Source organism: Gordonia sp. B8661-1 (assembly GCF_059427765.1).
On sequence record NZ_JCAHRL010000009.1, the window covers coordinates 77,109 to 104,101 of the forward strand.

26 protein-coding genes and 1 pseudogene are annotated in these 26,993 nt (G+C 66.4%); 12 read left to right on the forward strand and 15 right to left on the reverse strand.

Going from position 1 to position 26,993, the window contains the following annotated elements:
• The first annotated feature begins 183 nt into the window (after positions 1 to 183).
• The 4 genes from AC4JJG_RS17615 to AC4JJG_RS17630 are packed head-to-tail and all read left to right on the forward strand — an operon-like array spanning position 184 to position 2,288.
• Positions 184 to 693: an RNA polymerase sigma factor gene (locus AC4JJG_RS17615; RefSeq protein ID WP_495401765.1), complete on the forward strand. Its 510-nt coding sequence runs from the start codon at positions 184 to 186 to the stop codon at positions 691 to 693.
• The gene (locus AC4JJG_RS17620; protein WP_495401766.1) at positions 690 to 1,307 is read left to right on the forward strand and encodes a methylated-DNA--[protein]-cysteine S-methyltransferase; all 618 of its coding nucleotides are present in this window, start codon (positions 690 to 692) and stop codon (positions 1,305 to 1,307) included. The genes AC4JJG_RS17615 and AC4JJG_RS17620 overlap by 4 nt, the downstream gene beginning before the upstream one ends.
• On the forward strand, positions 1,304 to 2,023 hold the full coding sequence (locus AC4JJG_RS17625) for a 2OG-Fe(II) oxygenase (protein WP_495401767.1): 720 nt from the start codon (positions 1,304 to 1,306) through the stop codon (positions 2,021 to 2,023). The genes AC4JJG_RS17620 and AC4JJG_RS17625 overlap by 4 nt, the downstream gene beginning before the upstream one ends.
• Positions 2,013 to 2,288, forward strand: coding sequence for an Ada metal-binding domain-containing protein (locus tag AC4JJG_RS17630; RefSeq protein WP_495401768.1), 276 nt, complete (start codon positions 2,013 to 2,015; stop codon positions 2,286 to 2,288). Before AC4JJG_RS17625 ends, AC4JJG_RS17630 begins: the two co-directional genes overlap by 11 nt.
• 144 nt (positions 2,289 to 2,432) lie before the next feature.
• Here AC4JJG_RS17630 and AC4JJG_RS17635 read toward each other — a convergent pair whose 3' ends face one another.
• From AC4JJG_RS17635 to AC4JJG_RS17670, 8 genes are read right to left on the reverse strand one after another with little or no spacing between them, the layout of a single operon-like run.
• Entirely contained in the window at positions 2,433 to 3,320 is an 888-nt protein-coding gene (locus tag AC4JJG_RS17635) for an SDR family NAD(P)-dependent oxidoreductase (RefSeq protein WP_495401769.1), read from the reverse strand.
• The gene (locus AC4JJG_RS17640) at positions 3,320 to 4,588 is read right to left on the reverse strand and encodes a hypothetical protein (RefSeq protein WP_495401770.1); all 1,269 of its coding nucleotides are present in this window, start codon (positions 4,586 to 4,588) and stop codon (positions 3,320 to 3,322) included. The genes AC4JJG_RS17635 and AC4JJG_RS17640 overlap by 1 nt, the downstream gene beginning before the upstream one ends.
• Positions 4,589 to 4,595: 7 nt before the next feature.
• Positions 4,596 to 5,138, reverse strand: a complete 543-nt coding sequence (locus AC4JJG_RS17645) for a nuclear transport factor 2 family protein (RefSeq protein ID WP_495401771.1) — start codon at positions 5,136 to 5,138, stop codon at positions 4,596 to 4,598.
• A 27-nt stretch (positions 5,139 to 5,165) separates the two neighbouring features.
• On the reverse strand, positions 5,166 to 5,357 hold the full coding sequence (locus AC4JJG_RS17650; protein WP_495401772.1) for a ferredoxin: 192 nt from the start codon (positions 5,355 to 5,357) through the stop codon (positions 5,166 to 5,168).
• 2 nt (positions 5,358 to 5,359) lie between these two features.
• A complete protein-coding gene (locus AC4JJG_RS17655; protein ID WP_495401773.1) occupies positions 5,360 to 6,736 on the reverse strand; it encodes a cytochrome P450 in 1,377 nt (458 codons plus the stop codon).
• Entirely contained in the window at positions 6,733 to 7,533 is an 801-nt protein-coding gene (locus AC4JJG_RS17660; RefSeq protein ID WP_495401774.1) for an SDR family oxidoreductase, read from the reverse strand. Before AC4JJG_RS17660 ends, AC4JJG_RS17655 begins: the two co-directional genes overlap by 4 nt.
• The gene (locus AC4JJG_RS17665; RefSeq protein WP_495401775.1) at positions 7,533 to 8,789 is read right to left on the reverse strand and encodes a cytochrome P450; all 1,257 of its coding nucleotides are present in this window, start codon (positions 8,787 to 8,789) and stop codon (positions 7,533 to 7,535) included. The genes AC4JJG_RS17660 and AC4JJG_RS17665 overlap by 1 nt, the downstream gene beginning before the upstream one ends.
• Complete coding sequence (locus AC4JJG_RS17670) at positions 8,789 to 9,370, reverse strand: TetR/AcrR family transcriptional regulator (protein WP_495401776.1); 582 nt, start codon at positions 9,368 to 9,370, stop codon at positions 8,789 to 8,791. The genes AC4JJG_RS17665 and AC4JJG_RS17670 overlap by 1 nt, the downstream gene beginning before the upstream one ends.
• Before the next feature lie 64 nt (positions 9,371 to 9,434).
• Between AC4JJG_RS17670 and AC4JJG_RS17675 the strand changes: the two genes are divergently transcribed.
• From AC4JJG_RS17675 to AC4JJG_RS17705, 7 genes and pseudogenes are all read left to right on the forward strand, one after another.
• The gene (locus AC4JJG_RS17675) at positions 9,435 to 10,901 is read left to right on the forward strand and encodes an aldehyde dehydrogenase (protein ID WP_495401777.1); all 1,467 of its coding nucleotides are present in this window, start codon (positions 9,435 to 9,437) and stop codon (positions 10,899 to 10,901) included.
• A 223-nt stretch (positions 10,902 to 11,124) separates the two neighbouring features.
• Complete coding sequence (locus AC4JJG_RS17680; protein WP_495401778.1) at positions 11,125 to 11,862, forward strand: SDR family oxidoreductase; 738 nt, start codon at positions 11,125 to 11,127, stop codon at positions 11,860 to 11,862.
• Positions 11,859 to 12,743, forward strand: coding sequence for an NAD(P)-dependent oxidoreductase (locus AC4JJG_RS17685; RefSeq protein WP_495401779.1), 885 nt, complete (start codon positions 11,859 to 11,861; stop codon positions 12,741 to 12,743). The genes AC4JJG_RS17680 and AC4JJG_RS17685 overlap by 4 nt, the downstream gene beginning before the upstream one ends.
• Complete coding sequence (locus tag AC4JJG_RS17690; protein WP_495401780.1) at positions 12,740 to 13,129, forward strand: carboxymuconolactone decarboxylase family protein; 390 nt, start codon at positions 12,740 to 12,742, stop codon at positions 13,127 to 13,129. The genes AC4JJG_RS17685 and AC4JJG_RS17690 overlap by 4 nt, the downstream gene beginning before the upstream one ends.
• Positions 13,126 to 14,483, forward strand: a pseudogene (locus AC4JJG_RS17695) (alpha/beta hydrolase domain-containing protein). Before AC4JJG_RS17690 ends, AC4JJG_RS17695 begins: the two are co-directional and overlap by 4 nt.
• A gap of 1 nt (position 14,484) precedes the next feature.
• A complete protein-coding gene (locus AC4JJG_RS17700; RefSeq protein WP_495401781.1) occupies positions 14,485 to 15,120 on the forward strand; it encodes a PaaI family thioesterase in 636 nt (211 codons plus the stop codon).
• A gap of 242 nt (positions 15,121 to 15,362) precedes the next feature.
• Positions 15,363 to 16,592, forward strand: coding sequence for an HNH endonuclease (locus tag AC4JJG_RS17705; protein ID WP_495401782.1), 1,230 nt, complete (start codon positions 15,363 to 15,365; stop codon positions 16,590 to 16,592).
• 242 nt (positions 16,593 to 16,834) lie between these two features.
• Here AC4JJG_RS17705 and AC4JJG_RS17710 read toward each other — a convergent pair whose 3' ends face one another.
• The 5 genes from AC4JJG_RS17710 to AC4JJG_RS17730 form a co-directional block, all read right to left on the reverse strand.
• Positions 16,835 to 17,500 (reverse strand): MspA family porin, encoded by a 666-nt coding sequence (locus tag AC4JJG_RS17710; RefSeq protein ID WP_495401783.1) that lies wholly within the window; start codon positions 17,498 to 17,500, stop codon positions 16,835 to 16,837.
• A 51-nt stretch (positions 17,501 to 17,551) separates the two neighbouring features.
• Positions 17,552 to 18,169, reverse strand: a complete 618-nt coding sequence (locus tag AC4JJG_RS17715) for an MspA family porin (RefSeq protein ID WP_495401784.1) — start codon at positions 18,167 to 18,169, stop codon at positions 17,552 to 17,554.
• A gap of 181 nt (positions 18,170 to 18,350) precedes the next feature.
• Positions 18,351 to 19,067 carry an ABC transporter ATP-binding protein gene (locus AC4JJG_RS17720; protein ID WP_495401785.1) on the reverse strand — a complete coding sequence of 239 codons (717 nt, stop codon included), beginning with the start codon at positions 19,065 to 19,067 and terminating at the stop codon, positions 18,351 to 18,353.
• Entirely contained in the window at positions 19,064 to 21,829 is a 2,766-nt protein-coding gene (locus AC4JJG_RS17725; protein ID WP_495401786.1) for an ABC transporter permease subunit, read from the reverse strand. Before AC4JJG_RS17725 ends, AC4JJG_RS17720 begins: the two co-directional genes overlap by 4 nt.
• A 120-nt stretch (positions 21,830 to 21,949) precedes the next feature.
• On the reverse strand, positions 21,950 to 23,188 hold the full coding sequence (locus AC4JJG_RS17730; protein ID WP_495401787.1) for an ABC transporter substrate-binding protein: 1,239 nt from the start codon (positions 23,186 to 23,188) through the stop codon (positions 21,950 to 21,952).
• 267 nt (positions 23,189 to 23,455) lie between these two features.
• Between AC4JJG_RS17730 and AC4JJG_RS17735 the strand changes: the two genes are divergently transcribed.
• The gene (locus tag AC4JJG_RS17735; protein ID WP_495401856.1) at positions 23,456 to 24,409 is read left to right on the forward strand and encodes an amidohydrolase family protein; all 954 of its coding nucleotides are present in this window, start codon (positions 23,456 to 23,458) and stop codon (positions 24,407 to 24,409) included.
• On the opposite strand, the gene AC4JJG_RS17740 is transcribed toward AC4JJG_RS17735, so the two are convergent.
• Together AC4JJG_RS17740 and AC4JJG_RS17745 are read right to left on the reverse strand one after the other, a co-directional pair.
• A complete protein-coding gene (locus tag AC4JJG_RS17740) occupies positions 24,410 to 25,162 on the reverse strand; it encodes an amino acid ABC transporter ATP-binding protein (protein WP_495401788.1) in 753 nt (250 codons plus the stop codon). It lies immediately after the preceding gene.
• 2 nt (positions 25,163 to 25,164) lie between these two features.
• Positions 25,165 to 26,916, reverse strand: a complete 1,752-nt coding sequence (locus AC4JJG_RS17745; RefSeq protein ID WP_495401857.1) for an ABC transporter substrate-binding protein/permease — start codon at positions 26,914 to 26,916, stop codon at positions 25,165 to 25,167.
• Between the last annotated feature and the right edge of the window lie 77 nt (positions 26,917 to 26,993).

A 26,993-nucleotide genomic window follows, 5' to 3' on the forward strand; every position in this document is an offset into this window, starting at 1 on the left:
ACGGTGGCGGGTCATCGCGCGTCCAGAACGTCGCAGACCGGTCCTGGGCACCGGTAATCTTCGCGGGTCGACGGGCCCGCAAGCCGACCTCACACTTCGGTGCTCCCGTGCGTCTTCTCTGTGACAATACGAGCAGAGGAGACACACGATGATGACGACGGCACGCAAGCGAGCTGTCGACTGATGGCCGGTGAACCCGCGGCACGCGAACCCTTCGAGCGCATCGTCGAACGGCACGGCGCGACGATCCTGCGCGTCTGCCGGGCGGTCCTCGGTGCAGGTCCCGACGCCGAGGACGCGTGGTCGGAGACGTTCCTCGCGGCGCTGCGTACCTGGGACGACCTGGACACCGGCACCAACGTCGAGGCGTGGCTGGTGCGGGTGGCGCATCGCAAGGCGATCGACGTCACGCGCCATCGAGCGCGGCACGCGATCCCCGTGGAGACCGTCGAGGACGTGACCGAGGCCGACACCGATCCCGCGATCGCCGACACCGATATCTGGCACACGGTCGCAGCGTTACCGGCACGCCAGCGAGAGGCCATCGCCTATCACTACCTCGGCGGCCTCGCCCACGCCGAAACCGCCGAACTGACCGACAGCACCCCGGCCGCCGTACGCCGCGCCGCCGCCGACGGCCTCAAGACACTGCGCCGCATCCACAGCGATTCCCCGGAAGGAGCATTCCGATGACCACCGAACGGCCCACCCCCGAGACACTCCCCGCCGACGCGTTCACCGTCGATCCCGCAGCCCTCACCGCACTGCACGCACGACTGGAAAGCGAAGCGGCACAGGCCGGAACACTCGACATCGCCTATCGCACCGTCGACACGCCGGTCGGGACGCTGCTGATCGCCGCCACCGAACAGGGACTCGTCCGAGTCGCCTACGCCCGTGAGGAATTCGATAACGTCCTCGAGACCCTGGCGGCAAAGATCAGTCCCCGCATCCTGGCGGCGCCCGCCCGCCTCGACGCTGCCGCACGCCAGATCGACGAGTACTTCGCCGGATCGCGGCAGGGCTTCGACCTTCCTCTCGATCACCGACTGTCCTCCGGTTTCCGGCGCGCGGTCCAGGATTACCTGCCGCACATCGGATATGGGCGAACCATGACGTACAAGGAGGTGGCCGAGTCGGTCGGCAATCCTAAGGCGGTGCGAGCGGTCGGCACCGCCTGCGCCACCAATCCCCTGCCCGTCGTCGTTCCCTGCCATCGGGTGCTGCGCAGTGACGGCAGCCCCGGCGGCTACATCGGTGGCCTCGAGGCCAAGACGAGGCTGCTCGACCTGGAGCGGGCGGCATGAGCACCGACGGCACGTGGGCCGCGCGCGTCGACGCCGCCGACTGGCCGTCGATCAGCGGTGAGGTCGATGACTTCGGTGGTGCGCTCCTCCCCCGGCTGCTCATGCCGGAGGACTGCGAGCGACTCCGCAGCCTCTACGACGAGCCGGCACACTTCCGGACCACGGTCGACATGGCGCGCTACCGTTTCGGGCAGGGACAGTATCGCTATTTCGACCGCCCCTTTCCGGAGCCGATTGACGAGCTGAAGCAGGCGCTGTACCCGAAACTGCTGCCCATAGCGCGCGATTGGTGGACGCGACTGCGCCGCGATCCGCCGTGGCCGGACACCCTCGACGAATGGCTGGCCATGTGTCATGCGGCGGGACAACGCAAGTCGACGGCGATCCTGCTCAGGTACGGGCCCGGCGACTGGAATGCGTTACACCGCGATCTCTACGGCGATCTGGTGTTCCCGCTGCAGGTGGTGATCAACCTCAACGAGCCCGGGGTCGATCACACCGGCGGCGAATTCCTCCTCGTCGAACAGCGCCCGCGCGCCCAATCCCGCGGATCGTCGTTCACCATTCCCCACGGCCACGGCTATGTGTTCACCACCAGCGAACGCCCGGTCCGATCCACCCGCGGCTGGTCGGCGTCGCCGGTGCGACATGGTGTTTCGACGCTGCGCTCCGGTGAGCGCCACACCCTCGGATTGGTCTTCCACGATGCCGCGTGATGCAGGCCGGTACACACTGCTCGATCGGGACGGCGTCGACTACAGCTCGGATCGTCCGGGGACCTTCGGTGGTCACCGTCGCGGCCGGATCTACGGACGCCTCGACTGCCCGTCGGCCCTCCGCGCCATCGTCCGCGGCGGATACGTCGATCAACGCGTGTTCTTCGCGGACGAGGCCACCGCCGTCGCGGCGGGCTATCGACCGTGCGGGGTGTGCATGCGGGAAGCGTATCGACGGTGGCGCAACGAGTTCGGCCGGCGGTGATCTCGATACGCCCTCGGCTGGCGCCTCGGGCTACTCGATCAGCGGAGGTTCCGCGCCGGTCGAGTAGCGACGCACGAACGCCATCCGCTGGTCGAGTAGCGGCGCACGAGCGCAGCGAGTCCGCCGCGTATCGAGACCCCGCACCTACGCCAGCAACTCGGTCAGCTCACCCATCGAGTACGGGTCGGAGTCGGCATGATCGCGGTACGCGACGAAGGTCGGCTGGTGCGCGTCGTAGCGCCCGATGAAACCGCCTGAGGCCGTGAAGATCTCCCCCGTGATGCCGGCGGCGGCATCACCGGCAAGGAATGCGTAGAGTACGGCGACGTACTCGGGTGGTGCGGGGTCGAGCGCGATGTCCGCGGTCGCATCGTCGAGAATGCCGCGCCTGCGCAATGATTCGATGTGCTGGACATAGTCGGGCCCTGACGACAGACGGGACAACGCGCCCGGCATGATCGCGTTGACGCGGACCCCGTACTGTCTGAGATCGGCGGCCGCCGCGAGTGTCAACGCGTTGACGCCGCCCTTGGCGGCGGGATAGCCACTGCCACCGAACATTCCGAGCGACGCCGCGGAACCGGTGAGGACGATGCTGCCGGATCGCTGGTCGGCGAAGACCCGCCCGGCGGCCCGGGTCAGATAGAAGGCGCTCATCAGGTGCGCGTCGATCTGTTCGCGGAACTCGGCAGGCGAAATGGACAGGATCGTCGAGCCCGGTGGCTCGGCGATCCCCGCACAGTTGATCGCGATGTCGAGAGCGCCGTACTCACTCAGTGCCGTCGACACCAGACGATCGGCGACGCCGTCCTCGCCCGCCGAGCCGGCCACCGGTATGACTTCTCCACCGCCGGCGCGGATCTCGTCGGCTACGGCGGACAGAGCTTCGGAATCGCGGCCGTTGACGATGACCGACGCCCCGCGAAGGGTCAGCGCCTTCGTCACCGCGAGCCCGATTCCCCGAGTGCCACCGGCGACCACTGCCACACGGCCGATTCGCCCCGCCCCCGACGACGGGGCGGCCGCGGGCATCAGCCTGCGCTCCCGACCGGCAGGATGGGGATGGACCGTCCGCGATCGGTGAATTCGAAACTCGATCCGGAACTGAACCGCGTGATCGCCACCTCGCCGGATTCCTTGTGCGCCTGTTCTCCCCGTGAGATGACGAACTCGGTGGCGTCGTCGCCGCGGGTGGCGGCGCCGGCGGTCAGATAGGGGTCGACCGCGGTGGCCACGGCCTGCAGCGGATCGCTGTGCCCCTCCGACAGCAACGTGATCCAGCCACCGTCGGTCATCGCATCCGACGACGCCGGAACCCGCACCACCACATCGCCGTCCAGGACTGTCGCCGTCACCCCGGTGTATTGGGTCGGACCGAGGACCGGGAGCAATTCGATCACCCGCGCCAGGCCGTCCGCGTCAGCCGCCAGATCCAGTGCGGCGCGGACACGTTCGGCCGCGATGCCGGCGATCCCGGTGAGCTGCTTGAGATAGATCTCCCTCGCCCGCTCCTCATCCTCGGCGACGCGCCGGACCGACCACAGGAAGCCGAGAGCCAGCAATTGATGTTGCAGCGCAATCTCTTCTGCTATCCGTACGAGAGCGGAGTGCGACCACTCCCGGAACTGGAGGTCGGCGACAAGCGGTCCCCGGTAGTCGACGAGACCATCCGTCGCGGTGGCATCGATCGGCGACAACTCGATGGTCCCGGCACGCGTGGCGAACATCTGCTGGGCATCCTCCGGCAACGGAAGTTTGTCACGATCGGGCTCGATGGTGACGGTCCACTCGCAGTGCGGCCGGCGATCGACCGGCATCCGTGGCGGCCGGTGCACCGGACGGATCCGCGCCCGCCGATTGGTGGCGATCGCGGTGGCGTCGAAGGTCGGATCCTCGATGTCGTGGCACATCGTGGTGACGTAATCGTCGCCCATCGGTTCGACATCCATCAGCGCGCCGCAATGAGCGAGTTGGAACGACCCGTGATACTCGTCGTCCACCCGATACCGGAAATCCATGAACTGCGGCGGGGCGCCGATGTCGAGCTGCAGGCATTTGAACATGTCGACCACACCGTCGCCGTCAATGCCCAGCGCGGTGCGCATGCGATGGGTGTAGACGGGGCTGGCCGCCATCCATTCCTCGATGGCGATGCGCCCCATGACGTCTCGGCCGAAGGCGCTGATCAGGTGCGCCATCCCACTGCGGTCGATCAGCTGACCGGTCAGCAGGAGTTCGGGCACCAGGGTGGCGAGCTGCGATTGACTCAGGCCGTGGTAGGCCGAGGCTGGGTGAGTCATCGGCCGATCACCAGAAGGGGACGGGCGCTGTGCCGAACGGATACCAGCCGGGCTGGTCGCCGGTGGCCTTCTCGATGCGCTTGAGCATGCCACCGCTCATCGCATTGTTCTTCAGCATCTCGATGAACAACGCCGACACATTGCCGTAGTCGAAGAAGTCGCGCTGCCACGAGAATTGGAAGTTGCCCGCATACTTGAACCACGATCCCTGAATACCTTCGAGCGCATAATGCGAGCCGTCGTCGCGGGTACCGTCATAGATCTGCTTCCACAGCCCGATCATGTCGCCGGTCCGATCGTCGATGACCCACGCCTGGTAGGGGTACTCCCACCCCTCGAGTCCTTCCATCTCCTGGCCGAGTGCGATGTCGCGGATCTCGGCGCGGCCCACCGCCATGAAGTCCTTGTCCGGTCCGTAATTCCAGCCGTAGGTGGCGTCCTCGGTGTAGAACTCGGCGAGCGGCTTCCAGTCGCCCGCCTTCTCACACTCGATGTTCGCATCCAGCCAGCGCTGCTTCATCTCTTCGAGCTCTGAGCGTTCAAATGCCATGGTGTTTCCGCCTTGTCGTGATTCCGGTCAGTCGTTGATGATCTTGAGTGCCTGCGTGGGGCAATACCGCACGGCCGCTTCGACTTCGGGCCGCAACGATTCGTCGGGATTCTCGTTGCGCACGGTCACGTGATCGCGTTGCGCCTCGAAGACCTCGGGGGCTTCCATCTCGCACATCCCGTGTCCCTGGCAGAGATCCAGGTCGACCTCGATACGCATGCTCAACTCCCCTGCGGAACCCGCCGGCGGTACCGCACGCGGCAGGGCTGCGCCAGCTGCACGACCATCTTCGAATGATCGTTGTGGTACGACTCCGGCGGCTGCGCCAACTCGAACTCGTAGTTCTGCAGTAGCACCGAGAAGATCGCCTTCAACTGCATGATGGCGAATTGTGCTCCCACGCAACGGTGCCGGCCGGCGCCGAACGGAATCCAGGTCCACCGATTCGCCAGATCCTCCTGACGCGGCTCGATGTACCGGTCCGGGTCGAAGGCGTCCGGATTGGGGAAGTCCTCGGGCAGGCGATTGGAGACAGCGGGCGACACCGCGATCGACTGACCGGCCGTCACCTCGAAGCCCTCGACGTGGATGTCCTCCTGCACCACACGCATCAGGATGATGAGCGGCGGATGCAGTCGCAGTGCTTCCTTGAGAGAAGCCTCCAGCTTGGGGATCTGCCGCATCGCGGCAAAGCTGTACTCCGGCTTGCCCTCACCTTTATCGGCATAGATGTCGTCGAGTTCGGCGACGACCTGCGCCATGTACCGCGGGTTACGCAGCAGCTCCAGCAGCGTCCACGCGGCGGTGCCCTGGGTGGTGTGGTGGCCGGCGAACATCATCGAGATGAAGATGCCGGTCACCGTGTCCGGGCTGAACATCGGCGTGCCGTCCTCGTTCTTCAACGAGACGAGCACATCCAGAAGATCCCGATCCTCCTTGTCGGCGGGCGGATTCGCCTCGTACTTCGCCATCACGCCCGCCATGAACTCGACGAGTTCGGCGCGCGCGGCATCGCGACGGCGGAAGCTCTCGATGTCGGCGTGATAGTCGACGTACGCGAGCGGATCGGTGCCCTTCTCCAGGTCGTGATAGAGCTCGGAGATGTGTTTGGACAGCTCCTCCCGGAACTTCCGCCCGATCAGGCACGACGACGAGGTGTACAGCGTCAGCTCGCCGAAGAACTCGAGCAGATCGATCTCGCCCTCGTCGCCCCAGTCCGCGATCATCCGCTCCACCTCGAGCGGGATGGTGATCGCGTGCTGCTTCATGTGGGCGCCCTTGAGCGCCTGGTTGTGCAGCATCTCCGAGCGGCGTTCGGGGCTGGTGTCGAATACCACGCCCTCACCGAAAACCGGTGTCATGAACGGGTATGCGGCGGCCTGGTCGAGCACCTCGTCGGGCGCCCGGAAGAACTCCTCGTTGGCCGCGGCGCCCGAGACAAGCACCACCTCGCGGTCGGCGAGCTGGAACTGGCCGACGTCGCCGCATTCGTCGCGCACCCGCTGGAACAGGGCGATGGGATCGGTGGCCAATTCGTCGAGGTGACCGTGTTCGCCTTCTCCACCGGAGACGCGCTGGGGCTTGGTGAGGGCGGTCATGACTGTTCTCCTTCGGACTTCTTGTCACGCGTGATCGCGCCTTCGGCCTCGACCTCGACGACACGCATATGCGCGCCACGCGGCATCGAAACGATTCCGGTGATGGCCTGCGCGATATGTTCGGGGCCAAGGAAATTGCCGTGCCTGGCCAATCCGTGTCTGATCCAGTCGTTCAGCATGAGTTCGGTGGTCTTCTGGTCGAGATCCATCCCCATACCGGTCAGCGTTTGACCGGGACGGATCACGCTGGCGCGTACACCTGTCCCCTCGAGTTCGAGCTGCGCGGTGGCGACGAGACCGTCGATGCCGGACTTCGCCGCCACGTACGCCGATGACCAGGGGCGCGGGCGGATGGCGACATCGGAGCCGATGAACACGAAATCGCCACGGCCACGGTCGATCATGCCGGGCACGACCGCCCGGTAGACCCGGTGTGCGCCGACGAGGTGGATGTCGACCTGCGACGCGAACTGCTCGGTCGAGACCTCGTAGGAAAGTCCGACCGCGAGGTCACCGGCTCCATTGACCGCTATCTCCAGGTCGCCGAGCGCAGCCTGCGCCTTCGCCACACAGTCGATCACCGAGGCGTCGTCGGTGACATCGAGTGGCACCGCAATCGCCTCCCCGCCGTCCGCGACGATCCGGTCCGAAAGCTCTTGCAGCTTCTCGACGCGGCGAGCCGCCAATGCGACGGGATAGCCCGCTGCGGCGAACATCACCGCGGTCGCGGCGCCGATGCCCGAGGACGCCCCCGCGACCAGCACGGGCCTGCGTTCGGGATGCGGGAAGAAGGCCATCACCGCACCTGCACCTTCACCGGCAGCTCCGCGAAGCCACGCACGTTGACCGAATGCACGCGAACGGCCTTGTCGATGTCGATGTCCACCGAGCGGATCGAACGGATCACCTCGGTCAGACCGATATTCGACTCCAGCCGCGCGAGGTGCGCGCCGAGGCAGAAGTGCGCTCCCATACCGAAACTCATCAGCGACTGGCTGCAGTCCCGTCCGATCGAGTAGCGGCCGGCATCGTCGCCGAAGACCTCTTCGTCCCGGTTCGCCGACCCCACGAGCAACAACACGCGATGTCCCTCGGGGATGACATGGTCGCCGTATTCGGCGTCGGCGAGCACCCGCCGCAGCACCATCTGCGTCGAGTTGTCGTAACGCAGGGTCTCCTCGGTCCAGGCCGGGACGGCCTCCGGATCGGCGAGCGGCTTGGCCAGCTCGTCGGGATTGCGCCATCCCCAGTAGAGCGCGTTGGCAAGGAGTTTCGTCGTCGTCTCGTTGCCGGCGACCACCATCAGCACCATGAAGCCGACGATCTCGTCCTCGGTGAGCGTGGTTTTCTCGCCGGTCTCGTCGTCGTGGATCTCCGCGGAGATGAGCGCGGACACCAGGTCGTCGCCGGGGTTCTTCCGACGGTCCGCGATGAGCGCCGAATAGTATTTGTGGAGTTCGAGATACGCGTAGATCGCCGCCTCGGGGATGTCGAGGACGCCCTCTTCGCGATGCAGCAGCAGATCCGACTGATGCCGCAGGTGTGTGCGATCCGCTTCCGGCACACCGAGCAACTCGGAGACCACATCCATCGGGAGCAGTCCGGCGAAGTCGGCGATGAAATCGAATTCGCCCTTGTCCAGGCAGGCACTCCAGTGCTGATGCGTGAGAGCCGTGATGCGCCCGGCCAATTCGTTCACCCGACGCGGAGTGAAACCCTTGGACACCAGCTTGCGGATGCGCATGTGCTTGGGATCGTCCATGGCCAGGAAGGACATCGACTTGTGGGCGTCCGGCCCGTAGGACGACGGGTCCATCGACACACCCCAGCTGTTGGACAACCGCGGGGTGTCGCGAAATCCGGCCAGCACATCCTCGTGGCGGGCGAGCGCCCAGAAATCCATGTCCGAGTTGTAGTAGACGGGCGCTTCCTGCCGGAGGCGCGCGTACGTCGGATACGGATCCTCGTGGAAGGCATAGGCATACGGGTCGAAGGGAACGAGACCTTGCATCCCCGACACACCCGCGGCGCCGCCCGCGGTCACTTCGGTCATCACTTCTCCATCAATAGATGTGCGGCTGCGACCAGACGGTCCGACGTCTGCTCGTAGGACATGTGGCCCATCCCGGCGTGCACGAGACCGCCGGCGTAGATCATTTCCAGCGCGTCGACCAGCGGGCCGGGATTTTCCGGGTCCACCTCGAGCGCTTCCGCAAGTCGTTTGCGGATGAATCCGCCGATGCGCACCCGCAGATGCTCAACGTCGGGATCGGTACCCAGCAGCGCCATCGTGACGGCGCCGCCGAGCTGCCCCTGACCCGCCACCACCATCGACACCTCGCGCAGCACCTGCGCGACCCGATCGGCCGGTGTCGCGGCCGAATCCGGTTCGGAGACACCGGCACTGAGCCGCCGCCAGAACACCTCCGCGACGAGGTGGCTCTTCGAGGAGAAGTAGGTGTACGCGGTGGCCGGTGCGACCCCGGCGAGTTTCGCGACGGTGCGCACGGTGAGCCCGTCGAACCCTTCGTCGTTGAGGACGTCGACGGCGGCGTCGGTGAGTCGGCCGACCGTTTCCGCCTGCTGTTGCGTCAGCCTGCGGCGCGTGGATTCCTGCGAAACGGGACTGGACATGTGAGCGAGGCTACACTAGCTTTGAACGCGAGTCCAGACACCTGTCCAGATGGAGTTCCAGACAATGTCCCTTCGCCCCGCCTCATCGTCCGATCTCCTGATCGACGGCAAGCTCACACCCGGTTCCGGTGGCACATTCGACGTGGTCAACCCGGCTACCGAGGAGATCATCGGCCGGGCCGCGGACGGCACCGCCGCCGACATGGACGCCGCCATCGCGGCCGCGCGCCACGCCTTCGACACCACCGACTGGTCCCGCGATCCGGCCGTGCGCGCACGCTGTCTCCGGCAGTTGCGCGACGCCCTACTGGCGCATGCCGACGAATTCCGTGAACTGACCGTCGCCGAGGTCGGCTGCCCCTCCTTCCTCACCCACGGACCGCAGTTCGAAGGCCCCGTCACCGACCTCGGATACTTCGCGGACCTCGCCGAGAACTTCAAGTGGACCACCGACCTGGGCGAGGCGAAGCCCATGGGCCTCAACAACTCTCGTGAGGTGCGATTCGAGGCCGCCGGGGTCGTCGGCGCCATCACGCCGTGGAACTTCCCCCATCAGATCAACTTCGCCAAGATCGGCCCGGCACTGGCCGCGGGGTGCACTGTGGTTCTCAAGCCCGCACCCGACACCCCGTGGGCCGCAGCACTTGTCGGCAAGGTCATCGCCGAGGAAACCGACTTCCCGGCCGGCGTCATCAACATCGTCACCTCCAGCGATCATGCCCTCGGGGAACAACTCACCACCGACCCGCGCGTCGACCTCGTCTCGTTCACCGGCTCGACCGCCACCGGCAAGAAGGTGATGGCGGGCGCAGCCGAAAGCCTCAAGAAGGTCTTCCTGGAACTCGGCGGCAAGTCGGCCTTCATCGTCCTCGACGACGCCGACCTGGCCACGGCCTGCTCGATGGCCGCGTTCAACGTCGTCACCCACGCCGGACAGGGCTGCGCCATCACCACCCGGCTGGTGGTCCCGCGCGAGAAGCTGGACGAGGCGATCACCGCCACCCGCGACGCGCTCGCCGGATTGCCCGCGGGCGATCCCACCGACGGCGGAACCATCTGCGGCCCACTGATCTCCGCCGTGCAGCGCGACCGCGTCGAGTCCTACATCCAGCTGGCCAGGGACGAGGGCGGCATCATCGAGATCGGCGGCGGCCGGCCCGAGGGCAAGGACAAGGGATTCTTCGTCGAACCCACGCTCATCTCCGGCCTGGACAACTCGGCGCGCGTCGCCCGGGAGGAGATCTTCGGGCCGGTCCTCGTGATCCTCGCCCACGACGGCGACGACGACGCCATCCGCATCGCCAACGACTCCCCCTACGGCCTGTCCGGCATGGTCTACGGCACCGACCCCGAACGGATCAACAAGGTGGTCAACGGGGTTCGCACGGGAACCATGGGCATCAACGGCGGCATCTGGTATTCCGCCGATGTGCCGTTCGGCGGCTACAAGCAGTCCGGCATCGGGCGCGAGATGGGCGTCGCGGGCTTCACCGAGTATCTCGAGTCCAAGGCCGTGGCGAGGCCCGCATGAGCCCACCCGCTGATCGAGTAGGCCCCGAGCGAAGCGAGGCGCCGTATCGAGATCACCCACCGGGTCTCGATACGCACTCGCCTGGCGGCTCGCGCTACTCGACCAGCGAATGGCGACAGCCATCCGAGCCACCCGCACCCACCGCTGATCGAGTAGGCCGAGCCGCCAGGCGAGGCCGTATCGAGATCACCGCCCCACACCGACCGAAAGGAACAGCAACACAATGAGTTCAGGACGTTTCGACGGCAAGACGATGATCGTGACCGGCGCGGCCGGCGGCATCGGCGAAGCGTATGCCCGTGGCCTCGCCGACGAGGGTGCGAACGTCGTCGTCGCCGATCTCAACGACGAGGCGGGCGAGAAGGTCGCCGCCGACATCGGTGGCCTCTACGTGCATACCGACGTCTCCGATCCGGAGTCGGCCCAGGCGCTGGCCGCGGCGACGGTCGAGCGCTACGGAACCATTCACGGCCTGGTCAACAATGCCGCGATCTACGGCGGCATGAAGCTCGACTTCCTCATCACCGTCCCGTGGGACTACTACAAGAAGTTCATGAGCGTCAATCTCGATGGCGCCCTTGCCGTGACGCGCGCGGTCTACCCGCACATGACCGAGGGCGGCGCCATCGTGAACCAGTCGTCGACCGCGGCCTGGCTGTACAGCGGTTTCTACGGACTCGCCAAGGCGGGCATCAACAACCTCACCTTCCAGTTGGCGACGGAACTGGGCGGCAACAACATCCGCGTCAATGCGATCGCTCCCGGACCGACCGACACCGAGGCCACCCGCACCACCACCCCCAGGGAGATGGTCGCCGAGATGGTCAAGGCTTTGCCGCTCAAGCGATTCGGCCAGGCCGAGGATCACGTCGGAATGTGCAAGTTCCTGCTCAGCGACGAGGCGACCTGGATCACCGGCCAGGTCTTCAACGTCGACGGCGGACAGGTGTACCGGGCGTGACCGCCGAGAACGGCGCACCGCATCTGGGCTATGTCGGCCTGGGCAACATCGGCGGACCGATGGCCGGGTCCCTGGCGACGTGGCCGGGCGGACTGAGCGTTTTCGATCTCTCGGCCGACGCCGTCGCGGCAGTGGTCGAACAGGGTGCGCAGCAGGCCGATTCACTCTCGGACCTTGGCGGACGCGCCGACATCATCGGCATCTGTGTGCTCGACGACGCCCAGGTGCGCACCGTGATCACCGGCGACGGCGGGCTGCTGTCGACGGCCCGTCCGGGCACCATCATCGCCGTGCACTCGACGATCTCCCCGGAAACGGCGGTCGACCTGGCCTCGGTCTGCGCCGAGCGCGACGTACGACTGCTGGACGCACCCATCTCCGGGGGCGCGATGGGCGCGAAGGAGGGCAGGCTCGCGGTCATGGTCGGAGGCGACCGCGAGTCCTACGAGCGACTCAAGGAGCCGTATGCGCTGACCGCCGAGATGATGATCCACGCGGGCGACACGGTCGGAGCGGGTACCGCGATGAAGCTGGCGCGCAATCTCCTCCACTTCATCGCATTCACCGCGACCACCGAGGCCTCCCGACTGGCCGAGGCCGCGGGCATCGACCTCGTCAAGCTGGGCAAGGTGGTCCGGCACACCGATGCGATCACCGGCGGCGCCGGGGCGATCATGCTCCGCGACACCGCCGCTCCCATCGAGCCGGACGATTTCTGGTACGGAGTCTTCACCGGAGTACGTACTCTCGGCGAGAAGGACCTCTCGCTGGCACTCGGACTCGGCGAGAAACTCGGAGTCGATCTGCCGCTCGGTCGGATCGCCCTCCGCGACCTGGCCACCGGACTCGGGGTGCCGCACACCGAAGGAGAGCAGACATGAGCGACGACACCACCGGAGCGGGCCCGAGCGAGGCCCGTCGCCGGGGACTGGACATGATGTCGAAAGTCTACGGCTGGGAGATGTCCGACGGCCCGGGCGACTACTTCGCCCATACGGCCGATCAGGTCTTCGGTGAGGTGTGGTCGCGCGAGGGACTGTCGATCCGGGACCGCAGGCTGATTCTGCTCGGAGCCCTGGCGCAGGCCGGACTCACCGACGTCGCCGAGATCCAGGCCACCGCCGCCCTGGGCAACGACGAACTGACCCCCGAGCAGTTGGAGGAGATCTCCCTGTTCCTCTGCTACTACATCGGCTGGCCGCTGGGCACCAAGTTGCACTTCATGTTCGGCAAGGTCATCGAGCAGCACCGCGCGACAAACGCATGACCGCAGTCCGGTTCACCGAGCTGACGGGCGGTGGCGGCCACACCATCCTGGCCGCCACCCGTGGCCCCGACCTGTCCGCGAACGAGTACACCGAACACGAATACGCGGCTGCCGGAACGGTTCCGGGGTGGACGACCGGGACGGACGGCACTCCCGCCCGGGTTCCCGAACGCGACTACGCGACCCGAATACTGGTACGGCGCCCCGAATCCGCCGACGACTTCAACGGCACCGTCGTCGTCGAGTGGTTCAACGTCTCCAGCGGTAACGACGCCGCACCCGAATACACCTACCTGGCAGCCGAACTGGTTCGCTCCGGATACGCCTGGGTCGGTGTCTCCGCGCAGTACATCGGCATCGAGGGCGGAGCCGATTCGGTGGGCCTGTCGGACACCGCGGCCCACGGCCTCGCGGGCAGGGACCCCGATCGTTATGCGGGACTGCATCATCCCGGTGACGCCTACTGTTTCGACATCTTTGCCGACATCGGCCGCGCCCTTCGCACTCCCGGAGGCCGGCATCCGCTGGACGGATTGTCGGTCCGGCATCTGCTGGCGGTCGGCGAGTCGCAGTCCGCGATGGCACTCACCACCTACACGGCGCTGTTCTCGCGTGATCACGGTGTGTACGACGGCTTTCTCGTGCACAGCCGCTCCGCGGCCGGCATGCCACTCGGCGAGATCGATCGTGGGGTCGAGATCGACACCGTCTTCGGCCGGAGCCGACATTCCTGGGCGACCGTCCGGGTGGACCGGTGTTCGTGGTGCAGACCGAGACCGATGTCCTCACCAACTTCGAATCCCACCTCTCACGCGAACCGGATTCGGATCTGTTGCGCACCTGGGAGATCGCCGGTACCGCACATGCCGACCTGTTCCAGATCGGCAAGTACGAGTACATGCTGGGCTGTGCCGACCCGGTGAACCGCGGTCAGCAGGTCTTCGTGTTGCGCGCCGCGCTGCGCCATCTGCGCGCCTGGGTCGTCGACGGGCCCGCACCACCCTCGGCCGACCCGTTGCGCACCGAATTGACCGGTGGAGCAACCCGATTCATTCTCGACGAAGTCGGTAACGCGCTCGGCGGGGTCCGCAGTCCCGCGGTCGATGCGCCGACCCAGGTGCTCACCGGTGTGGTGAGCGGAGATGTCTCCCGGATCTGTGTGCTGTTCGGCGCGACCCTCGCGGCCGACAAGGCGGTGCTGGCCAGTCACTATCCGGACGTCGGCGCCTACCTCGATCGCTACCGTGCGGCCACGGACACCATGATCGACCGCGGTTTCGCCCTTGCCGACGACCGGGACGACATCCTCTCGGACGCCAGACCCGAACCACTGACCACCCCTGCCGAGGAGTGACATGGAATTCGTCCTGGAGGACATCTCCGATGCGGAGATCGAACGTCGCCGCGCCCTCTACGAACCGCTGGCCGAGGTCGTCCGCGAACTGATCGACGCGACGATCCGCACCGAGGCCGACGACGACACCGTACGCGCCGCCACCGCAGCCATCACCGATGTGGTGGAAACGCTGCGCCACAAACAGATCGACGGACCCTACGGCGTTCGCTACACCCCGGATCTGGTCGGAATGCCGTGGGGCAACGCGGTGGTCGGCCTGCGCAACGCGATCGCCCCGCCGATCCGCACCAACCGGGCCCCCGACGGTCGGGTATCCACCGACTTCCGGCTCGGCGCAGCCTATGAGGGTCCACCGGGATGCGCACACGGCGGCGTCGTCGCGATGATCCTCGATCACGTCCTCGGCGAGGCGGGCAGCGCCGACGAGGTGCCGTGCTACACGGGCACCATCTCCGTCCGCTACCTCCGCCCCACTCCCCTGGGCGATCTGACGGTGTCGGCCGTCATCGTCGAACGGGAGGGCCGCAAGAAGATCGTCCGCGGCGCCATCTCCGATGCCGACGGCGAAACCGCCACGGCCGAAGGCATCTTCATCGTGCCCAAGGACTGGGAAGGCCCGGTGCCGCGGCAGTAGTTCGCCGAATGTCGGTACCGATTCGTGCTGAGCCCATCGCCCCCGCCGGTCGAGTAGTGGCAGGCGAGCCCGCGAGCATGCCACGTATCGAGACCATCGCAACCAATGCTCCGGACCCGGTAAACGCACACCCGACGAATTGTCAGACCCTCCACGTAGACTCGATCCAGATCGACGACCACACCCGATGACGCATACGCGACTGATGACGCACCCGCCCACGCACCACACGGGAGCCATCAATGACCACCACGCTCGTGGACGCCATCCGCAGCATCCGTATTGCCGACGACGCCACGGAGCGTCAACTGTTCGACGCCACCAAGCAGCTCATCGAGGCTCGTAACGCCATCGACCATCAATTGGCGGTGCTTGCCGTGCATCTGGACCGCATCGGCCTGGCCCGCACGGCCGGGGGCACCACGCGATCGCTCCTGATCGAGATGGGCGCCGCGCCCGCTGCTGCCCAGCGGTGGCTCCGCATCGGAGCCGCTCTGCCGGAACTGCTACTAACGCCCGGATACAGCGCCGACGGCGCACTGTCGGCAGAACACATAGATGCGATCGTCCAGGGTGTCAGGCATCTGAAAGTACGCTCAGCTCAACGACTTTCTCCGGATGAGCTGCTGACTCACGAACGGGCTCTGGTCGTCACCGCCGTCTCCAGGGCGCCTCCGTCCGAGGTGTCCCAGAAGGCTCGTGCCATCGCCAACGAGATCGTCGGGGAGTGTGGTGGCCTACCGTCCGCCGAAGACCGGACACTCAACGAGTTCTCCATGGCGCAGAACACCGATGGTCGGCTCCAGCTGCGGGGCGACCTGGACATCGTGCTCGGCGAGAAGCTGACCGCGGCACTTCAATCACTGTCGGCGCCGCGCCCCGAACCTGACGGCCGCGCCGATCAACGCAGCGCCGCTCGGCGCCGCGCCGACGCTCTCGAGGCAATCGTCGACGCCGCTTCAACCGCCGATCCGTTGGTCGCCACACCAGTGAGATCCCATGTGACCATGACGATTCCGGTCGACGCACCGGACCTGGCCCGTTTGCAGTGGCTGGGTCCGGTCTCCCAGGCGACAGCCAAGCTCGTTTCATGCGACGCGGCGATCACCGAGGTAGTCATCGACGGGGAGACCGTTCCACTGGAAATGGGCCGGAGCCGTCGACTGTTCACCGCGGCGCAACGCAAAGCCATCATGATCCGCGACGAGTGCTGCATCATGTGCAGCGCGCCCGCCGGCTGGAACCACATCCATCATGTGGTGTTCTGGTCCGAGGGCGGAACCACCGACATCGACAACGGCTGCCTACTGTGTCCGTCGTGCCACGACCGTATCCATCACACCGAATGGGAGATCATCTTCGGAATCGACCGGCATCCGTGGCTGATCCCGCCGGCCGATGTCGATCCTCACCGTCGTCCACTGCCCGCACACAACCGCCGCACCATGCGACTGGACGGCGTCGCCGCTTGATGCCATGGGGCAACAGCCCGCCACTGCAAAGACCCAACCAGCACCGCTTTTCGCCGCGCACCCGGCACTCTCGGGGCCGCGCACGACCTTTGAGAACTTCACAGAGAAAACCTCATCCGCGCGATGCTCGAGCACCAACACGCGCCCAATGACGGGCGCGCGCCGGATGACTGATTCGCGGACGCGACGTCGGCGCGTCCGGCGCCACGCATCGCGTTTCGACGCGATCGGTGACCGTTCTGTCAGCCGATGGAGAACGGCTTGCCCCACAACACGGTTTCGGACTTCGTGGTGGCCGTCTTGACCTGAATCGTCATGCGGGCGCGGGCCTGTGCGTATCCGGCACAGCCATTCAGCCGCAGCGGTTCCTGGCTGTACGCCACCGAGGCACGGTTCCCGGCGAACTGGTATCCGTCGATGCGGTACATCTCACTGTCGCCGGGAAGCATCGCGTTGGTCTGGCTGATGATCGGCACGTAGGCCGCCTGACCGGGGCCTAGGGTCAGCACGCTGCCCGCGGACGCCGTCGTCACAGCCGACTGCGTGGCGGTCCCGGTGCCGGTGTTGCTGACCCCGGACAGCTGCACCTGACATCCTACGACGTAGCCGCCCTTGATGATTCCGCCCTGCGCCGCACCGGTGACGGACACGCGGAGCTTTCCCGTCACCCACACCTCGCGGCTGGTCGGAACATTGGCGACGTTGCCCGCACCGCGGTGGACGTGTTCCTCGACGAGACGAGCCGTCATCGTCGTTCCGCCGCCGAGATTCGCCGTCACGGAGCCGCCGGGCAGGGGGCCCGACGCCGCTGCTCCGGCGCCGAGTGTGGAGGTGAGTGCGATGACAGCTGCGGCACCGACGACCGCGCCCGCTGCGCGGGTCTGCCGAGCCTTGGTTGTTGAAAGCATTGTGTCCCTTGTTCTTTGTGGCAATTAGTACTTACGTCAGGTGTAGAGCGGTCAGTTCAGATTGAACGGCTGGCCGTAGAGCGTGGACTGGATATACGCTCCGGAACCGCCGATGTTGTTGGCGTACTGCGTGCCCATCGCGTACCCCTCGACGGCCTCGACCTTGGCGTACGACCGCGCCTGGGCGGCACCACCGCAGCCCTGCACCTCGATCTCCACCCCGGAGTACTGGTATCGCGCCTCGCGCGTGGTGATCTGCTGCGTACTCAACTGGACGGCCTTGATCTGTCCCGGCGCGAGCGGGAAGGAGATACTGCCGGTCGCGGTCGGACCGGCCGCACTGATCGTGCCGGTGAGGCCTGCGCTCAGCGTCCCTACCGAGACCTGACAGCCGACGAGGTATCCCACGCGCAGCCGTCCCTGCCCCTTGCTGAGGGTGGTCCTGATGGTTCCGGCGAGCACGGCGGAACGTCCGATACCGTTGCCGGCCATGGAGATTCCCGGTAGAGCCGATTCGCCGGCACGCCACGTCTGTACCGTCATCCCCTGATCGGAGATCTTCTTGTAGCCGTTCGCGAGCGGTCCGGCCGACGCCGATGGCGTGGCGGCGACCGCGGCCGCGCATGCGGCCAGCGCGGTCATCGCGGTGACGAGGCGTTTACTGATCATCTGAACCTCCATAGGGTCGATCGAGCGCCCCGGGGGATGTCCCCGGGGTTGACAAGTCCCCGACGTGTGTCCCGGCGCCCCGGTCGGGAGCCCGGACGGGCATGGATGAGCGCGGGCGCACGGTGATGATGGACGCCCGGTGTGTCAACCGGTCCGCTAGGGCGCGACGACCGGTTTCCGGTCAGCCTCCGAGATAGGCGTGTTCGATGCGCCCGACATCGGCGGCGAGATCGGACGCCTTGTCCTCCAACGCGATCTGTCCGTGTACGAGCACGACCGCACGGTCGGCGATGTCGAGCGCCAGCCGCACATGTTGTTCCACGAGAAGGACGGCAGTACCGTCGGCGGTCGCCACGTCACGCAGCACCGGCAGAATCGATTCCACGATCACCGGCGCGAGGCCCATGCTCAGTTCGTCGATCAGCAGTGCCTTCGGCCTCTGCAGAAGAGCCCGGGCGATCGCCAGCATCTGCTGCTCACCACCGGAGAGCTGGCCTGCGGCCACCCGCAGCCGTGGTTTGAGCGACGGAAAGTACCCGAGCGTGCGATCGATGGCCTCGCCCGCCGCACGACGGCCACCGCCACGGATGGCCAGCTTCAGATGCTGCTCGGTGGTGAGACGACGGAACAGCGCGCGATCGTCGGGAACGAGCACGACACCCGACCGCACCGCGGCCCGCGGATTGCCGGACGGCAGGTCGCTGCCGTCGAGGGTCACCGATCCACCGAGGCGGGCCAGCAGACCGGCGAGCGTCATGAGCAGCGTGGTCTTCCCGGCACCGTTGGGTCCGAGCAGCGCGACGATCTCGCCGGGCTGTAGCGACAGGTCGAGTCCACGCACACAGGGCGCGTTACGGCCGTAGCCGGCATCGAGGCCGGCGGCTTCCAGCACGGTCATCGGGCCACCTCCGTGGTCGGGTTCTGCGCGTCGTGATCTGGCGCCGAATCCGGTTCGGCGCCAGGGGTGCCCAGATAGGCACGGATGACTTCGGCGTTGGCGCGGATCTCCGCGGGTGTGCCGGTGGCGATCATCCGGCCGAGGTCCACGACGACCACCCGGTCACAGATGCTGAGCACCAGGTCCATGTCGTGATCGACCAGGAGCATGCTGACGCCGAGGGCGCGCGCGTCCTGCAATCGTTCACCGAGCCATTGACTTTCGGTACTGTCGAGACCTGCGGCCGGCTCGTCGAGCAGAGCCACCTGCGGCCTGCCTGCCAGCACGCGCGCCACCGAGACGAGCTGCCGCTGCCCCTGGGACAGGTCCGATGCCGCGGTGTCCGCGAGGTGTTCGATCTGCAGGAGTCTCAGCACCTCGGCGACCGTCTCAGCGGTGTCACCCGGAGCGCGCGCCGCGCCGACGGTGACATTCTCGGCGACGGTCAGTTCGTCGTAGAGTTCGATGTCCTGGAACGTGCGGCCGAGGCCGGCGCGGCTGCGGCGATGCGGTGACATGCCACCGATTTCGTTGCCGTTCAGCACGACGCGGCCCTGCGCGGACGCGAAGCCACCGATCGCGTCGATCAACGTCGTCTTGCCCGCGCCATTGGGGCCGATCAGTCCGACGATCTCACCGGACCGCAGCTCGAAGGTGACGTCGTCCACGGCGACGACCTGTCCGTAGCGGACGGTGACGCCGTCGACGGTCAGGACCGCGTCGCCGATGGGCGGGGCGTCGGGAGTACCCGGCACAGGGACGTTGTCTCCCCCGCTCCGCGCGGAGTCGGACCGTCCGCTGATACCGGGGATACGAATACGGTGCAGGTACCCCGCCAGGCCGTCCGGATTGGTGACGACGGTCAGCACCAACAGGATTCCGCTGGCGAGCATGTAGTAGTCGCCGAAGTTCAGGTACCTGTCGATGAGGTAGTAGAGCAGCGCGCCCGGTGCCATCAGCCCGGCGAGCAGGCCACCCGACACCGACGTGACTCCCGCGATGTACATCACCGCGAACAATCCGATACCCGCGAACACGGTGTAGGTGTCGGGGGTGGCGAGAGTCTGTTGATACGCGAGGAGCGAGCCGCCGAGGCCGGCGAGGAACGACGCAATCGCGAAGGCCGCCAGTTTGGTTGCGCCGACGTTGATTCCGGCGGCCGCGGCCGACCGTTCATTGGCGCGCACCGCGAGCATCGATGCTCCGAGCGGACTCGTCCGCAGCTTCGCGACGGACAGGGCCACCACGACCAGCACGATCAGGCACATGATCCCGAAGGCGATACGCGGATAGCCCTCGCCCGCACCGATTCCCAGGTCGATACCGAAGATCGACGGCGATCCCACCGGGGCGCCCTGCAGGCCACCGTTGAGGCTGGGGTTCCGGAACCAGAACGCCTCCAGGAACACCGCGAGCGCCAGCGTCGCGACCATCAGCGGCAGGCCCCGCACACGCAGCGCGGGCAGGCCGACGATCACGCCGATCACCATGGCGGCGAGTCCGGCGAGTAACGGGCCGAACGGGAAGGGGATGTTCATCTGTTCGGCGAAGCGACTGAGACTGTAGGCCCCGACCCCGGCCAGGGTGAGTTGGGCGAGCGACACCTGCCCGGCGTACCCGGTGACGACCACCTGGGAGAGGGCGATGATCCCGAAGATCATCGTCATGATGATCGTCAGGCGCAGGCTGCCGGAGGTGAGGAACAGCGCCGCAACCCCGATGATCAGGCCGATCACGGTGGGCACCAGAAGATTTCCGGGTCTCGGCGAACGGCCGAGATCCTGGCGGGTGATGGCCCCGCGGCCGGGGAGCGGCTGTCCGCGCAGGAGAAGGAATACGAGGATCAGGATCAGCGGAACCGCCTCCACGACACCGGCATCGGGGAACCAGTCGACATTGCTCTGCAGGCGCGTGGCCTGCGACCCGAACATGCCGATGATCACACCCGCACCGACGGTCAGCCCGATGCTGCCGAAATTGCCGACGAGCGCCGCCGCCAGCGCGGGCACGATGAACATCGTGTACGCCACCGGATTCAGCGGCACGATGGGTGCGATCAGAACTCCACCGATGCCGGCCGTCGCCGACGACAGCGCCCAGTTGGCGAGGGCGATGCGATCCGGCGACAATCCGGTGACCAGCGCACCCTTTTCGGATTCGGCAGCGGCTTCGGTCGCGACGCCGAATCGGGTGTAGCGCAACACGAGTCCGGCGAGAACCGCGAGTCCGACGATGACCGCGGCGAGCCACAGCCGGTCCGTGGGCACCGGAAAGTTGCCGATGGTGATGGTGTCGCGCTTGAAGATCGGACCGACGCTCGGCGTCTTGGTGCCCACGCGCAACGAGATGAGCGCCTGGATCACCAGCATCAGGCCGATGGCGGCCACCGCCTTGGCGAGAACGGGCGCGGTGCGCATCTGCCGGAAGACCAGGAGATAGAGCAGAACTCCGAGTAGCGACGAGCACAGGACAGCGACGATCATCGCGGGCAGGACACCCCACGGGCCGCCGACGTCGATGGTGGTATCGAAACCCGGAATCGGGTTGAGCAGCTCGCCGCGCCGCAGGAACGCGAACGTGTAGGCGGCGTACAGGGCAACGGCACCGGTGGCGAAGTTGACCACCCCGGAACTCTTGAAGGTCATCACCAGGGCGAGCCCCAGCGCGGCGTATACGGCGCCGTTGCCGAGCCCGAGGGCGAAATAGGCGAGCAGTTCTGACATGTGCGAGTCCTCGATCGGGGGCCGTAGGCGAGACGGCCCCCGACCTATTGCTAGGTGCCGTAACCGTCATGGCCCGAAAGGTTTTCACCGTCCGGGCCATGCGGCCGGCGTGTGATCCGACTAGTTGTTGACGACGGTGGAGTTCTCGAAGCGACCGTCGTCGGCCACGTCGCTGACCATGATCGACTTGCCGCACAGCGAGGTCAGCGGCGGGAATGCCTTGCCGTCACATGTGAAGGTGATGCCCGGGGCGGCGGGCAACGGGACGTCACGAGCGGAGGACAGCATCGACTTGACCGAGTCCGGGGTGACCGGGGAGGCCAGATTCTTACCAGCGGCGGCGAAGGCCATGATGACCTGATAGCCGATGTACGCCAGGCCCTTCGGGTCGGTGTCGGGTGCGTACTTGGCCATCACGCTGCGATAGAGCTCCACCGACGGATCGTCGGAGTACAGGTTCACGGTGGTGAACGCCTTGGCACCGGCGACGGCCTCCGGGCCGACCGCGTCGGTGACGGTCTTGTCCAGGCAGCCCGCGATCAGGTACTTCTTCACGTCCGGTGCGACGGTCTGCAGCGCCTTGAGTGCGTTGATGCACTGGTTGGTGTCACCGAGGATGGACACGGCGTCCGGCTTGTCGGCCAGCCCGGCGGTCAGCTGCGGCGTCGGATCGGCAACCGAGGTCGGAATGGTGACGACCTTGAGCTCCACACCGGCACGCTTGAACATCGGCTCGCCCAACGCCTTCACCGATGCCGGGGCGCCTCCGGTGTCACCGATGATGAGGGAAACCTTCTTGACGCCGTCCTTGGCCGCGGTCGCGGCCTGTCCGGCCAGGACCGCCACCATGCCGCCGGTGAGCATGAACGCACCGGGAGTCATCATCTCGGCCTGCGAGACGGGGGCCTGCGAGACGAACGGGATGCCGGCCTTGGTGATGATCGGCACCATCACGGCGCCCTGGGCACCGAAGGGCGAGATCACCGCGGCGACCTTCTGCTCCACCATCTGGTTGGCGCACTTGGTCGCCGAGACGGGCTCCTCGTGTTCCTTACAGACGACGAGGTCGATCTTGTGGCCGTTGACGCCGCCACCGTTGTTGTTCAGATACTCGACGGCGGCCTCGCCGCCCTCGCGCACCTGCGGGATCGTGATGGCGCCACCCTCGGGGGTGATGTAGCCGATCTTGATGGGTTCACCGGTCGCCGGGTTGGACGGCAGCGCGCTGGTATCGCCCGCGGCGCCGGAATCGGTGGAATCGTCGGCGCATGCGGTGAGTCCGCCGAGCGCGAGCACACCGGCCGCGCCGAGGGTCACAACCGAACGCAGGGTGCGTTTGACCGAGGTGGATGGTTTCACTGTGGGGCCCCTTCAGATATCTCGAACGGCAGCCGGGGCGAGAGGTCCCGATCGCCGACTGGTCATCGTCGAGCCTCCGTCGGGCCGAACGCGATGACTGCGCAAAACTGTAACGTTTTCTAATTCCGTCTGACCGCAAAACGAAAAAACTAGACAGAAAACCTTTCGAGCAGCACTTTCGGGACGATCGACCCAGTACATGCGTACTCCGATGCGATGTCCGATTCGGCGTCGAACGGCCGGCGCCACGCAGCCGGACGGGTGCCGATGAGTGGTACCGGCGGTACCGTCGATCGGGTGAGCGATGACGTCCGGCACGAGGCAACCCCGACCCCTTTCGGTGACGACGAGCGGGCGGCGGTGCGCGGCATCTGGTCCGGACTCGGCCTTCCCGGACTGATCGATGTGCACACCCACTTCATGCCGAAGCCGGTGATGGACAAGGTGTGGGCCTACTTCGATTCCGCGGGTCCGCTCGTCGGCCGCGAATGGCCGATCACCTATCGCGCCGACGAAGACCTGCGTGTCGCCACCCTGCAGGGTTTCGGCGTACGGGCCTACTCATCCCTCGTCTATCCACACAAACCCGATATGGGTGAGTGGCTCAACGGCTGGGCCGCGGATTATGCCGCACACCATCCGGATTGCCTGCGCACCGCGACGTTCTATCCCGAGGAGTCGGCCACCGGTTATGTCGCCCGCGCCATCGAGGACGGCACCCGGGTCTTCAAGTGCCACATCCAGGTCGGCGACTTCTCACCGATGGATCCACTGCTGACCGGGGTGTGGTCCCAGATCGCCGACAGCCAGGTCCCGGTGATCATCCACTGCGGATCGGGCCCAGCGCCCGGCAACCACACCGGCCCCGAACCCATTCGCCAACTGCTGCAGCGTTTTCCGTCGCTCCCCCTGATCATCGCGCATATGGGTATGCCGGAGTATGCCGACTTCCTCGACCTCGCCGTCGACTACCCGAACGTCCATCTCGACACCACGATGGCCTTCACCGACTTCGCCGAGGAGGACGCGCCCTTCCCCGCCACGTCACACGCGCAGTTGCTCGATGTGGGCGACCGCATTCTGTTCGGCAGCGACTTCCCGAACATCCCCTACACCTATACCCACGCGCTCGATGCCGTGATCCGCATGGACTGCGGCGACGACTGGGCCCGGGGCGTGCTCCACGACAACGCCGCCCGCCTCTTCGGCGTCGGCGCCTAGTCAGAGAACCTGGGACAGGAAGGTCCGCAGCCGTTCGGATTCCGCGCCCTCGAAGATCTGTTCCGGCGCGCCGGTTTCCACGACCGTACCGTGATCCATGAAGAGCACACTGTCGGAAACAGTACGCGCATAACCCATCTCGTGCGTGACGACGACCATCGTCATGCCCTGTTCGGACAGGTCGGCCATCAGCGCCAGCACGCCTTTCACCAGCTCCGGGTCGAGCGCCGAGGTCGCCTCGTCGAAGAACATCACCTGTGGACTCATGGCGAGCGCACGTGCGATGGCGACGCGTTGCTGCTGACCGCCGGAGAGGCTCGCCGGTCGCGCATCGGCCTTGGCGCGCAGTCCGACGATGTCGAGTTGGTCGAGCGCCAACTCCCTGGCCTCGTCCTTGCTGAGGCCGCGCAGCTTACGCGGACCGAGCGCGATGTTGTCCACGGCCGACATGAACGGGAAGAGGTTGAAATGCTGGAACACCATGCCGATTCGGCGTCGCAGTTCGTCCGGGTTGTCCTTCAGCACCGAGCGACCGTCCAGCAGGATGTCGCCGCTGTCGGGTTCGTGCAGACGGTTCAGGACACGCAGGAGCGTCGACTTTCCGGACCCGGACGGCCCGATGACGGTGGTGGTGGATCCGGCATCGACCTGGATGTCGACGCCGCGCAACACATGGTTGTTGCCGAAGGACAGGTGCAGGTCGCGACCCGTCAGGGAGACGGCTTCGCTTGCGGGGACGGCGGATTCGGTCACGGTCAGCCCTTCTCGTCGACGGTGGCCGGCAGTGGCTCGGCGTCGGCGGATTTGCCGGTACGCAGGCGCCGGTCGATGTAGTTGACCAGGTGCGTGAGCGGGATGGTGAGCGCCAGGTAGACGATGCCCGCGGCGACCAGTGGTGACAGGTTTCCGGTCTGCGCGTTCAGGTCCCGGCCCACCGCGAAGAGTTCACGCTGACTCGCCAGCAGTCCGAGGAAGTAGACCAGAGAGCTGTCCTTGATGAGGCTGATGAATTGATTCATCAAGGCGGGCAACACCCGTCGCACACCCTGCGGGATGACGACGAGCCGCATCGACTGCCGGTAACTGAAGCCGATGGCGCGTGAGGCCTCGAGTTGTCCGTCGTCGACGCTCTGGATACCGGACCGGAAGATCTCGCCGATGTAGGCCGCGGCGAGCAGTGACAACGCCACCGCACCGAGCCAGTACGGGTTGTTGCCGGTGATGCCCTTGACGACCGGGCCGATCCCGAGGCCGACGATCAGGATCACCACGACGGCGGGCAGTCCGCGGAAGATGTCGGTGTATACGCGGGCGGGCCAGCGCAGCCACCGGGAGCGGGAGATGCCGGCGACCGCGAGCAGCATGCCGAGGATCGTGCCGAGCACACCGGAGACCAGCGACAGGATGAGCGTGTTGATCAGGCCCGTCTTGATCAGATCGGGGAAGGACTCCTTGTAGAGATCCCAGTTGAAGAACGTGTCCCCGAGTTGCGCGAGAGTGCTCTTCGGTGCCTGCGCCTTCTCCGGCTCGGCCGAGGCGGCGTTCTCTTTCGCGATGGCCGCGAAGTCCGGCAGGTCCGGTTTCGGCGCGGCCTTGCTGCCGGGCTTCCATCCGTCCGGCAGTTCGCGGGGAACCCAGTCGCTGTAGAGCTTGGCGTAGGTGCCGTCGGCGATCACCGCGTCCAGCCCCGAGTTGAGCGCCTCGACCAGTTTCGGCTTGCCCTTGCCGACCGCCCACGCCACGAAGTTGTTGACGCTGAAGGTGTTCTCGACGATGGAGATCCCGTCACCGGGCCGCACCGCTCCTTCGGCCTGTTGTGACGGCGCCACCCAGGCGTCGATCTGATTGGTCTTCAGATTCGCGTAAGCCGTTGCGTAGTCCGGGAACTTGACCGGATCGAGCTTGAGTGTGTTGACGACATAGTCGTCCTGCACGGTGCCCTGGACGACGCCGATGCGCGTGGATTCGGACAGGTCGCCGAAGCCCTTGATCGGGCCGCCCGTCGGCGCGACGAGCGAGAAGTACCCGAAGTCATAGCCATTGGTGAAGTCGACGGTCTTGCGGCGATCGTCGGTGGTGGTGATGGACGACGAGCCGACATCGAATCTGTTGTTGGCCACCTGGGCCAGCAGGCCGGAGAACTCGGTGCCGGAGAACTGGATTCGCAATCCGAGCTTCGCCGCGATGGCCTTGAGGAGTTCGTTGTCGAATCCGGTGAAGTTGCCTTCGCCGTTGACACAGATACTCGGACCGGCATCGGACAGCGTGCCCACCGAGATGACTCCGGGCGCCAGCAGACCGAGTGCGTTGACGTCGATCTGATCGACGGGCGTGGTCGTCGGGGTGGTGTAGCGGTCCTCGCCACCCTGCGCGGCCGCGGCCAGGTTCGTCGGTGCGGCCGACGCCGATGCGACGCCGGCCGGCGCACAGTTGTCCGCCGGTGCCGCCACGGCACGTGGCGCTCCCAGGGCGGTGACCATGCCGATGACGGCCATCACGACCAGCATCGCGATCACCCGATGGGTGCGCGGTGTTCGCGGCTCGTAGTCCGAACGAAAGACTTTCACCAGAGCACCGTAGCGAG

Coding starts and splice junctions, on each gene's coding strand:
- AC4JJG_RS17615 (WP_495401765.1), top strand. CDS start 184: ATGGCCGGTGAACCCGCGGCACGCGAACCCTTCGAGCGCATCGTCGAA.
- AC4JJG_RS17620 (WP_495401766.1), top strand. CDS start 690: ATGACCACCGAACGGCCCACCCCCGAGACACTCCCCGCCGACGCGTTC.
- AC4JJG_RS17625 (WP_495401767.1), top strand. CDS start 1,304: ATGAGCACCGACGGCACGTGGGCCGCGCGCGTCGACGCCGCCGACTGG.
- AC4JJG_RS17630 (WP_495401768.1), top strand. CDS start 2,013: ATGCCGCGTGATGCAGGCCGGTACACACTGCTCGATCGGGACGGCGTC.
- AC4JJG_RS17635 (WP_495401769.1), bottom strand. CDS start 3,320: ATGCCCGCGGCCGCCCCGTCGTCGGGGGCGGGGCGAATCGGCCGTGTG.
- AC4JJG_RS17640 (WP_495401770.1), bottom strand. CDS start 4,588: ATGACTCACCCAGCCTCGGCCTACCACGGCCTGAGTCAATCGCAGCTC.
- AC4JJG_RS17645 (WP_495401771.1), bottom strand. CDS start 5,138: ATGGCATTTGAACGCTCAGAGCTCGAAGAGATGAAGCAGCGCTGGCTG.
- AC4JJG_RS17650 (WP_495401772.1), bottom strand. CDS start 5,357: ATGCGTATCGAGGTCGACCTGGATCTCTGCCAGGGACACGGGATGTGC.
- AC4JJG_RS17655 (WP_495401773.1), bottom strand. CDS start 6,736: ATGACCGCCCTCACCAAGCCCCAGCGCGTCTCCGGTGGAGAAGGCGAA.
- AC4JJG_RS17660 (WP_495401774.1), bottom strand. CDS start 7,533: ATGGCCTTCTTCCCGCATCCCGAACGCAGGCCCGTGCTGGTCGCGGGG.
- AC4JJG_RS17665 (WP_495401775.1), bottom strand. CDS start 8,789: ATGACCGAAGTGACCGCGGGCGGCGCCGCGGGTGTGTCGGGGATGCAA.
- AC4JJG_RS17670 (WP_495401776.1), bottom strand. CDS start 9,370: ATGTCCAGTCCCGTTTCGCAGGAATCCACGCGCCGCAGGCTGACGCAA.
- AC4JJG_RS17675 (WP_495401777.1), top strand. CDS start 9,435: ATGTCCCTTCGCCCCGCCTCATCGTCCGATCTCCTGATCGACGGCAAG.
- AC4JJG_RS17680 (WP_495401778.1), top strand. CDS start 11,125: ATGAGTTCAGGACGTTTCGACGGCAAGACGATGATCGTGACCGGCGCG.
- AC4JJG_RS17690 (WP_495401780.1), top strand. CDS start 12,740: ATGAGCGACGACACCACCGGAGCGGGCCCGAGCGAGGCCCGTCGCCGG.
- AC4JJG_RS17700 (WP_495401781.1), top strand. CDS start 14,485: ATGGAATTCGTCCTGGAGGACATCTCCGATGCGGAGATCGAACGTCGC.
- AC4JJG_RS17705 (WP_495401782.1), top strand. CDS start 15,363: ATGACCACCACGCTCGTGGACGCCATCCGCAGCATCCGTATTGCCGAC.
- AC4JJG_RS17710 (WP_495401783.1), bottom strand. CDS start 17,500: ATGCTTTCAACAACCAAGGCTCGGCAGACCCGCGCAGCGGGCGCGGTC.
- AC4JJG_RS17715 (WP_495401784.1), bottom strand. CDS start 18,169: ATGATCAGTAAACGCCTCGTCACCGCGATGACCGCGCTGGCCGCATGC.
- AC4JJG_RS17720 (WP_495401785.1), bottom strand. CDS start 19,067: ATGACCGTGCTGGAAGCCGCCGGCCTCGATGCCGGCTACGGCCGTAAC.
- AC4JJG_RS17725 (WP_495401786.1), bottom strand. CDS start 21,829: ATGTCAGAACTGCTCGCCTATTTCGCCCTCGGGCTCGGCAACGGCGCC.
- AC4JJG_RS17735 (WP_495401856.1), top strand. CDS start 23,456: ATGAGTGGTACCGGCGGTACCGTCGATCGGGTGAGCGATGACGTCCGG.
- AC4JJG_RS17745 (WP_495401857.1), bottom strand. CDS start 26,916: ATGCTGGTCGTGATGGCCGTCATCGGCATGGTCACCGCCCTGGGAGCG.